Here is an 8098-nt window from a genome sequence, read left to right as displayed (position 1 = left end):
CCCCAGGGCCCGGGTGCGCGTCTCGGCGGCCTGCCGCCGGTCCGCCTCCGCCCGCTCCGCTTCGTCGGCCGTGCGCCGGGCGTCGGCCGCGGCCTGCTCCAGAGCCCGCGCGTCCCTCATTCCCGGGCCTGTGCGCAGGGCCTCCTGCTGCGCGGCGAGCCGTGCCGCGCGATCCTCCAGCCGGGCGATCCGCCCGGCCGCGGCCTCGCGGTCCGCCTCCGCCCGCTCGCGCTCGGCCTGCGCCTGGGCCAGATCGCGCTGGAGCCTCTCGTAGCGGGCGTGCTCGGTGCGGGGCAGGCGGGCCCGGCGGCGGGCGGCGGCCTTCGCGTAGCGCCGGTAGTGGCCGAGGAAGGCCGAGGAGGCCCGCTCGGCCTCAGTCGCCGCCCGCAGCTCCTCCTTCTCCTCCTCCAGCGACCGGAACGCCTCGGCCACATCGGCGACGAGGGCCTGGTCCATGGGCGGCAGCGCTTCGGTCAGGGCGCGGGAGAGGGCCGTCTCGCTGGGCCGTTTGGACAGCTGCGGCTGGCGCAGCTGGATCAGCATGTCGACCAGGGCCGCGTACCTGCGCTCGCCGAGGCCGAACAGCGCCTCGTCGACCGCTCTGCGGTACGCCTTCGCCGTGTCGTACACCATGCCCCGCCCGGCGAGGGCCTCCGCGAGCCGGTCACGGGAGAGCGCGGTGCCGGTGGCGTCCAGCAGGCTCAGCTCCGCGCCGACGCGCTGGTCGGTGACGGCGAACCAGTGGCGGGCGATACCCCGGCCCGCGACCGCCTTCAGCCCGCACAGCAGGGTGCGGAACCGGGCCTCGCCCGTCTCGTCCAGGCGGCCGAACTCGACCCAGGTGTAGCCGAGCCGCTCGGGGTGCGGGTGCTGCCCGCCCAGCAGCAGGTTCCACTCCATGCGCTTGCCCGGGTCGCCGTCGGGTTCCACGCGGCGCGCCGACAGGTCGCCGTCCAGCAGGAGCGGCAGGGTCAGGGCCAGCACCTTCGACTTGCCGGTGCCGTTGTTGCCGCGCAGCAGCAGCCGGCCGTCGCGGAACCGGAACTCCTCCACGTCGTAGTGGAAGAGGTCGACCAGTCCGATGCGCAGGGGCTTCCAGCGCCCGGGGGCGGGGGTGGGGAGGGGGTTCACCGTGTGGGCCGCCTTTCACTTGCCTTCTTGCCCGCCGCCCTGCGGGGACCGGATTCCTTCACCACGGGCTCGCCGACCGCGTACCGTGCCAGCGCCGGACGCGGCAGGACGTCCCGGCCCGTGACCGTCACCAGGCCGAGCGCCGTGAGCCTGGCCAGCGCCCGCTCCACCAGCTCGGTCTCCGCGCCCGGCTCCCGGGCCGACCTGGACCAGAAGCTGCCGTGCTGGGCGGCGAGTTCGCGCACCCGCCGCTCCAGTTCGTCCCGGCCCACCGGCCCGCCGGCGGCGGCCAGGTGCCCGGCGAGCAGCAGGGTGATGTGCCCGTGGGTGCCCTGCTCGGGCATACGGGCGTCGGTGAGGTCGTCGTCGGGGTCGACCATGGCGATGCCCTCGGCCCGCACCTCGGGCACCAGACCGGTCAGTTCGGCGATCCGGGCGGTGAGGAAGCCGCGCTGGCGGGTGAGGTAGGCCAGCTCCTCCTCGGTGAGGGTGTCGTAGTAGAGCACCGGGTCGTCCAGCAGGCGGCGGGTGAGCTTCCAGCGGATGGCGCGGAACCTGAGTTCGTCGCTGTCCAGCGCGGACTGGGCGGTCAGCTCCGCCAGGCGGTCCTCGAAGCCCGCGGCGGTGACCATCGAGGGGCCGGTCCGGGTGGCGAGCAGTCCGGCCAGCACCCGCCGTTTCACGTCGTAGAGCACGTCTCCCGCCCCGGCCACGTAGGCGTCCTCGTCGCCCGCCACCCGCCGCAGCACGCCCAGGCGCAGCAGCACCCGCACCACGGCCGCCAGGTCGCCGCGCTCGTCGCGCTTCTCCAGGGTGAAGGCGATCCCGGCGGCGGCAAGGTGGGGGTCGGCGGCGTCCAGCACCACCTGCTCGGCCAGCCGCCCGAGCGCGACCTGCGCCTCGCCCCGCTCCAGCGCGGCCAGTGCCAGGCACAGCAGAACGTAGCGGCGGCGGGTGAAGGGCTGCGCGGCCCGGCCGGCCTCGCGCGCGGGGTGGGTGGGATCGTCCAGGGTGCCGGGGGTCTTGCGCAGCCGGGCGGCGTCGGTGTCCACCCGCAGCGGCCAGCCGGTGTTGCGGTCGAACCACTCGCGCAACTCCGCCGCGTACTGCCGCACCAGGCGGAACTCGTCGCCGTGAGGGCCGTCCGCGGTCAGCAGCGGCTCCTTCAGCAGCGCGCGGGCGGCCTTGCGGAGGTTCGCGGCGCGCTGTCCGTCGAGCACCTCGGCCAGCGGGGTGGTCACCGGTGGGCCTCCTTCCCGGCGGGGTCGGTGAGATCGGTGTCGGTGGAACTGGTGAGGTCGGTGATCTCGACGAGGTGGTCGGGGCCGTGAAACGTCCCGTCCGGGGTGGGGATCTCGGCCGTCCTGCCGTCGGCCAGGGCGGTGAGCCGGATCTCCAGGGAACCGTCGCCGCTGGTGGCCGTGGTGGAGGACATGCCGGGCCGCCAGGTGGCCAGGGCGTCCCCGAGCAGCCGCAGGAACAGGCCGAACGCGGCCGGGTCCAGTTCGCCCAGCCGCGAGAGGCGGATCTCGCCGCCGGTGGCCAGCCGGGCGCGGGCGGCCGCGGTCTGCTCGGCCTGGCGGGCGGCGATCTCGGCCAGCCGCGCCCGGTCGGCGGCGCGGCTGACCACCTTGCGGGGCTTGCCCCGACGCTCGTAGCTGCCGGTGCGCCGCAGCTGCGGGCTGACGCGCAGCGGCTCTGCCCCGGCCCAGGCGGTGGTGGGCGGTACGGGGTCGGCCGCGCGGGCCGCGAGGGTGTCGGCGTCCACGGTGAGGTGGCGGGAGGAGTGGAGACCGAAGGCCGCCCGCCACAGCCGGTGCCGCGCGGCGTCGTCGGGCGCCTCGGCGAACCAGCGGGCGAGGGCACGGAAGTCCGCCGACCGGTCCGAACGCCCGGCGCGCCGCTCGTTGAGCCGCCGCACCACGGCCAGGAGCTGGGGGATCGCGCCCAGCGCCCGGCCACGCAGCAGCCGGGCCTGCGACTCGCGTTCCTGACCGGAGACGAACCAGTCGGTCAGTCCCGACCAGCGCTCCCGCCACCTGCGGTACGCGGCCCGCTCGGCGTGCTCGGCCTCCTCCGGTGCGGCGTCGGCGGCCTCGCGTGCCGCGGCCAGCCGCAGCAGCGGGCGTATGCGGTCGTGCTCCTCCAGCTCCCCGATCAGGGCGGCGATCAGGCCGCCGAGAGTGATCAGGTCCTGGATGAACCGCCTCAGGTAGTCGATCAGGCGGTCCTTGTAGGCGAGGAACGCCTCGACCTCCACGTCGTGCAGGTCGATGGTGCGCTGCAGCGACCCCATGAACGCCCGCGCGTTCTCGGCGAGATCGGCGAACCGCGCGGTCAGGGTGGACAGGGTGAGATATGCCTTGGCCCGGTCCGGTTCGTCCTCGGCCGCGATCACCAGCAGTGCCCGGAGCTGGGTGACGATGTCGTGCAGCGCCACCGCCTGGAGCTCGCCGCGCCGCCCCAGCTCCTCCTCGTACGTCCCCAGTGCGGTCTCGGCCGCCTCGCCGGCCCGGGTGAGCTGGTAGATGAACCGCTTGCGGTAGAAGTCCTCGACCGCCGTCACCCGCGCGGTGTCGGGGTCGGCACGCAGGTTGCCCCACTCCACGAGGCTGTCCAGCGCCTTGACCACCGTGTCCAGGTCGGCCGACTGCTCCCCGGGCCCCGGCTCCAGCGCCGCCTGGACGTCCTCGGGCCGCAGGTGCACCGCGAACCGCTCCTTGGCGGCGGCGAACGTCCGCATCACCTGCCGGTACAGGGCGGCGTTGGGGACGGTCAGATGGGCGAAGGGCGCGTAGTCGGCCGGGCCGGGCAGGCCGGGACCGTTGTGCCGGCCGTGGTGCTGGGAGGACATCACCGCCGATTCTCCCCGATCGCCCCGGCCGCCCGCAGGCGGTACCGGAATCCGGCGGCGGAGGGCGGGACCCGTACCGGCACGCCCGGTGACGATGCCGCTCCGGCGGAGCGGTGTGCTTCCGGGCGGGTGCCGCAGAGGCGGGGAGCGGGAGCGCGGTGGAGCGGCGGGCGGCGCCTACGACGGCTCGCGCCGGGCGGGCACCCGGCAGCGCACCTGCTTGCCGATGGACGAGCGCCGCACCTGCCAGCCCGGGGCGAGCAGGTCGAGCAGACCGAGCCCGCGCCCGGACTCGGCCACCGCGCTGCCCAGCGGCACCGTCCCGCGGCGCGGCAGGGCGCCGAGGTCGGGATCGGGGTCGTGGACGTTGACGGCGATGCCGTGGGAGGCCGCGTACACCTCCACCACCACCGGCACGTGGTCGCCGCAGGCGCGCACCGAGTTGCCGACCAGCTCGGAGACGACGAGCTGCGCGTTGTCGACATCCTCGGCCACGATGCCGTGCCCGCGCAGCACCATCGGGACCAGCCGCCGCACCGACCGCAGGGCGGCGCCCGAGGCGCACACGTGCGCCACGAAGCCGCCTGCGCGAGGCCGCAGGTAGTAGCCGGGGACGTTGGGGCTCGGCGGCACTCCGGGAATGCCGGAAAGTCCGGAGGAACGGTGGGCGGGTCCGGCGGGGATGAGGCGCATGCGTCGTCTCCTCGTGGTCGGGCGATGGCGGGCGTGTGCCGCAAGCGGCCTGCAACTTCGGCCACTCAGAGCTATCTTGAGCACATCTCTGCATATAGAAACGAGAAAACTGCAAACTTGTCACCCGAAAAGCTGGATGAGGTTTCTCGCTGCTCGACTTGCGGGGTGGCGGGTGCCAGACTCAGGCCATGCCAAACGCGCGTCCTGTGCCCACCATCCGCCGCCGTCGCCTGGGCGAAGCCCTGCGTCGCTACCGGACGGAAGCCGGCCTCACCCTGGATGCGGCAGCGGAGCGCATGAATTGGATCGGTCCGAAGCTGTCACGCATCGAGACGGCCACGGCCTACATCAAGCCTGGCGACGTAGCCAAGCTGCTCAGCAGCTATGGAATCGACGATCCCGAGGTGGTCGAGGCTCTGGAAGGGCTCGCCAGGGACGCCCGCAAGCAAGGGTGGTGGCAGACGTACAGCGGCATCGTCTCGCCCTCCTACGCCGACTACATCTCTCTGGAATCGGATGCGGAGAGTGTCCGCGAGTTCGCCCCTCTGCTGATTCCGGGCCTGCTCCAGACCGCTGCCTACGCACGGGAGACCATCGCGGCGAACGCGACCGGACGCAGCCAGGAGGAAGCGGCCGCACTGGCCGAGGTGCGGATGGCGCGTCAGTCCGTCCTCACCAGGCCCGGCGCGCCTTTGGAGTTGTGGGCCGTCGTCCATGAAGCGGCACTCCACCATCGCTTCGCCGTACGCCCCGCGACCATGCGCGAGCAACTGCGCCGCCTGCTCGACGCGTCAGAGATGTCGAACGTCACCGTGCAGTTGATGCCGTTGGACTCCACCGCCCATCCGGGCATGGTGGGTGGTTTCACCCTGACCAGCTTCCCCAGGCCCATGCCACCGGTCGCTCTGCTGGAGAACCTCAGCGGTGCGACATACGTTGAGGGAGACGAAGCGACGCCCTTCGCAAAAGCCTTCGACCGCATCCGCGCGACGGCCCTGTCTGTGGAGGACTCGCTCGCGAGGATCGCCGAGCTGGAAGAAGGGCACCGGAAGTGAATGATCCGAAGGTGGAGTTCTACACGTACGACCTGACGGAAGCCATATGGCGGAAGGCGTCCGCCAGCGGTCCCGAGCACAACTGCGTGGAAGTCACCGACCTCCCCGGCGGCGGCAAGGCCGTACGCGACTCCAAGCGACCCGACGCCGCCCCCCTGCGCTACACCGCCTCCGAGTGGGAGGCGTTCCGGCAGGGGGTCATCGCCGGAGAGTTGTGACCGGCGACGACCCCGCCGCAGGGATGCCGGCCGAACCGCCGCGTCGGCGGGGAGGGCCTGCCATCGAGTACTGCCTCAATCCGCTCATGGACTTCCGCGCCACAAGAAGACGGCAAGAGGGTGGAGTGCGCTCACGGAGCGACGGGCACCCCGCGCCTCACACCACCATCAGCCCTCGGTGAGAAATCGGACCTCGCAAACATCAGCCGGTGGATCCAGGCTGAGCCTCGATCTTTCGTGAGGGTCCGTCAGCTTGCTGACGGACCCTTTCGGCTCGTTCGGGGTGGAGATTCCTGCCGGTGTGCAGGCTCGTGGCCCGGCTGTCGCGTCGGGTGGGCGCCGGGTTCCACGCTCCGGTGGGGTGTGGTGCTGCTCGTAGGGACGGGAAGTTGCTGGTCAGCCGGGGTTCGGCAGAGCCGTGAGCTGTTGCAGGGCGTCGGTGATCACGTCGGTCCAGGGCCAGTGCCTGGTGAAGCGGAGGATGCGGCGGCGTCCGGTAGCGACGAGCTGAGCGGCTGCGGAGAACAGGCGAAGTCGCAGGCGGCGGGGCTCCCACCGGCGGGCTTGGCCGGTGAGGGCGAGCATCGGCATCCAGGCCAGGAGGTCCAGGGCGATCTGGATGATCTCCAGCCAGATCTGGTTCTGTGCGGCGTCGTGGAGCGGGAGGTTGCGCAGGCCAGTGGCGCGGGCGGTGCGGATCCGGTCCTCGGCGCGGGCCCGCTGGCGGTGCCGCAGCTCCAGTTCGGCGATCGGAGTGTTCTTGGTGTTGGTGGCGAAGCAGGTCAGGCGCATGCCGTCGGCGTCGGTGAAGCGCAGCTGGGCGCCGGGGTGCGGTCGTTCCTTCCGCACGATCAGCCGCATCCCGTTGGGCCAGCCTTTGAGGCAGTCGCCGTCGAGTTCGGCCACCCAGGCGCCGTCGCGGATCTCGCCGTCGGGCTCGACGGCCGGTGTCCAGGCCGATGCCGGGACCTTCAGGACCGCGTGGTGGATGGCGTCGGTGATGGTCATGCCGACTGAGTAGGACAGCCACCGGCCGCGGGCGGAAAGCCAGTCGACGAACTCGTGGGTGCCGCCGCCCGAGTCGGTGCGGATCAGCGTCTGCCGTCCCCGTCGGTACTTCTCCGGCAGCTGCTTCAGGGCGAGTCGGGCGGTTTCGATGTGGTCGGCGGCGGTGTTGCTGCCCGCGTTCCCGGGCCGCAGCAGCCCGGCCACCGGTTCTCCGGACCCGCCCCGGCCGTGGTCGACGAACCCCATCAGCGGGTGGTGTCCGAAGGTCTTCTTCCAGGTCGCGGCCGCATCCTGCTTCTCGGAGTGCGCGAGGACGAGCACTCCGTCCAGGTCCACGATCACCTGCCCGGACGCGTCCGGCGCCGCGTCACCGGCCAACTCCCATACATGTTCGCGGACTTGCGCTCGGGCCTGCCGCAGTGCGGTCAGCGCGCGGTTCCCGCCCGCTGCCAGCGTGTCGATCAGCCGGGAGACCGTCGGATCGGAGGCCACCGGCCCGAACACCGCCGGTTCGGCCCGCAGCACGCCCACGTCTGCCAGGCAGTCGCCGCCGAGCGCTACCGCGAGCGCGACATCCAGCAGGATCTTGCCCGGATCGTGTACCGCCCGCGGCTTGCGCCATGGCACCAATGCCGCCGATATCGCCTGGTCAAGACCGGTTTTGCGGATCGTCTCCACCAGCAGCACCCCGCCGGCCTGGGAGACCACCCCACCACCGCCGCCTTCGGTACGGACACGCGGGTAGGACCCGATACGCTTGTTCACCTGGAGAGTGCTTCTTTCATGCGACGACCTGGACCCTAGACAAGTCCCATCGTTGCAGGTCAGGGGCACTCTTCGCGTTTCTGATCACCCACCGGACGCCCCGCCACGTGAAAGCCCGAGGCTGAGACAGGCACTGAGCTGTTCCCAGTAACCGTCGGCCACCGTCCGTGAGCGGGAGGCGCGTCGCGCGGTCCGCGGTATCCCCCAAGTCCGGGCAGGCGTAAGGCCCCTGGTAGGAACGATCTTGCGACAGAAAGATCCGACCGAGGGGCCTCACGTGCCGACCAGTGTCACATACACCGCCGTGCTCGATGTGAGGCGGTCCACCGCCGAGCACCTGGCCGGTCTCCTGCGCGACCACCGAATCGTGGCCA

6 protein-coding genes and 2 pseudogenes are annotated in these 8098 nt (G+C 72.3%); 3 read left to right on the top strand and 5 right to left on the bottom strand.

What is annotated here, in order from left to right; all coding sequences use genetic code 11:
* The 4 genes and pseudogenes from AC2CJA_RS20755 to AC2CJA_RS20740 all read right to left on the bottom strand — a co-directional run.
* A pseudogene (locus AC2CJA_RS20755) lies at nt 1-1131 on the bottom strand (TIGR02680 family protein); the annotation flags it as partial.
* Nucleotides 1128-2372: a TIGR02678 family protein gene (locus AC2CJA_RS20750; protein ID WP_484604188.1), complete on the bottom strand. Its 1245-nt coding sequence runs from the start codon at nt 2370-2372 to the stop codon at nt 1128-1130. The gene AC2CJA_RS20750 and the pseudogene AC2CJA_RS20755, both read right to left, overlap by 4 nt.
* A complete protein-coding gene (locus AC2CJA_RS20745) occupies nt 2369-3985 on the bottom strand; it encodes a TIGR02677 family protein (protein WP_484604187.1) in 1617 nt (538 codons plus the stop codon). The genes AC2CJA_RS20750 and AC2CJA_RS20745 overlap by 4 nt, the downstream gene beginning before the upstream one ends.
* A gap of 177 nt (nt 3986-4162) precedes the next feature.
* The gene (locus AC2CJA_RS20740) at nt 4163-4678 is read right to left on the bottom strand and encodes an ATP-binding protein (RefSeq protein WP_484604186.1); all 516 of its coding nucleotides are present in this window, start codon (nt 4676-4678) and stop codon (nt 4163-4165) included.
* Nucleotides 4679-4866: 188 nt separating this feature from the next.
* Between AC2CJA_RS20740 and AC2CJA_RS20735 the strand changes: the two genes are divergently transcribed.
* Both AC2CJA_RS20735 and AC2CJA_RS20730 read left to right on the top strand, forming a co-directional pair.
* Nucleotides 4867-5733, top strand: a complete 867-nt coding sequence (locus AC2CJA_RS20735) for a helix-turn-helix domain-containing protein (protein WP_241717707.1) — start codon at nt 4867-4869, stop codon at nt 5731-5733.
* Entirely contained in the window at nt 5730-5951 is a 222-nt protein-coding gene (locus tag AC2CJA_RS20730; protein WP_484604185.1) for a DUF397 domain-containing protein, read from the top strand. Before AC2CJA_RS20735 ends, AC2CJA_RS20730 begins: the two co-directional genes overlap by 4 nt.
* A gap of 396 nt (nt 5952-6347) precedes the next feature.
* Here the strand turns inward: AC2CJA_RS20730 and AC2CJA_RS20725 are convergent, their stop codons facing one another.
* Entirely contained in the window at nt 6348-7724 is a 1377-nt protein-coding gene (locus AC2CJA_RS20725; protein WP_484604184.1) for an IS1380 family transposase, read from the bottom strand.
* A 277-nt stretch (nt 7725-8001) separates the two neighbouring features.
* Here AC2CJA_RS20725 and AC2CJA_RS20720 point away from each other — a divergent pair.
* Nucleotides 8002-8098: pseudogene (locus tag AC2CJA_RS20720) on the top strand (IS5/IS1182 family transposase); the annotation flags it as partial.

The sequence above is a fragment of the Streptomyces sp. ATLC9 genome, from assembly GCF_057196705.1.
The sequence above is the reverse complement of the archived record's forward strand: the minus strand, read 5'-3'. Positions and strand labels throughout refer to the sequence as shown.

Bases quoted from the DNA above. Each gene is read 5' to 3' on its own strand.
- AC2CJA_RS20745 (WP_484604187.1), bottom strand. From the start codon at position 3,985: ATGTCCTCCCAGCACCACGGCCGGCACAACGGTCCCGGCCTGCCCGGC.
- AC2CJA_RS20740 (WP_484604186.1), bottom strand. From the start codon at position 4,678: ATGCGCCTCATCCCCGCCGGACCCGCCCACCGTTCCTCCGGACTTTCC.
- AC2CJA_RS20735 (WP_241717707.1), top strand. From the start codon at position 4,867: ATGCCAAACGCGCGTCCTGTGCCCACCATCCGCCGCCGTCGCCTGGGC.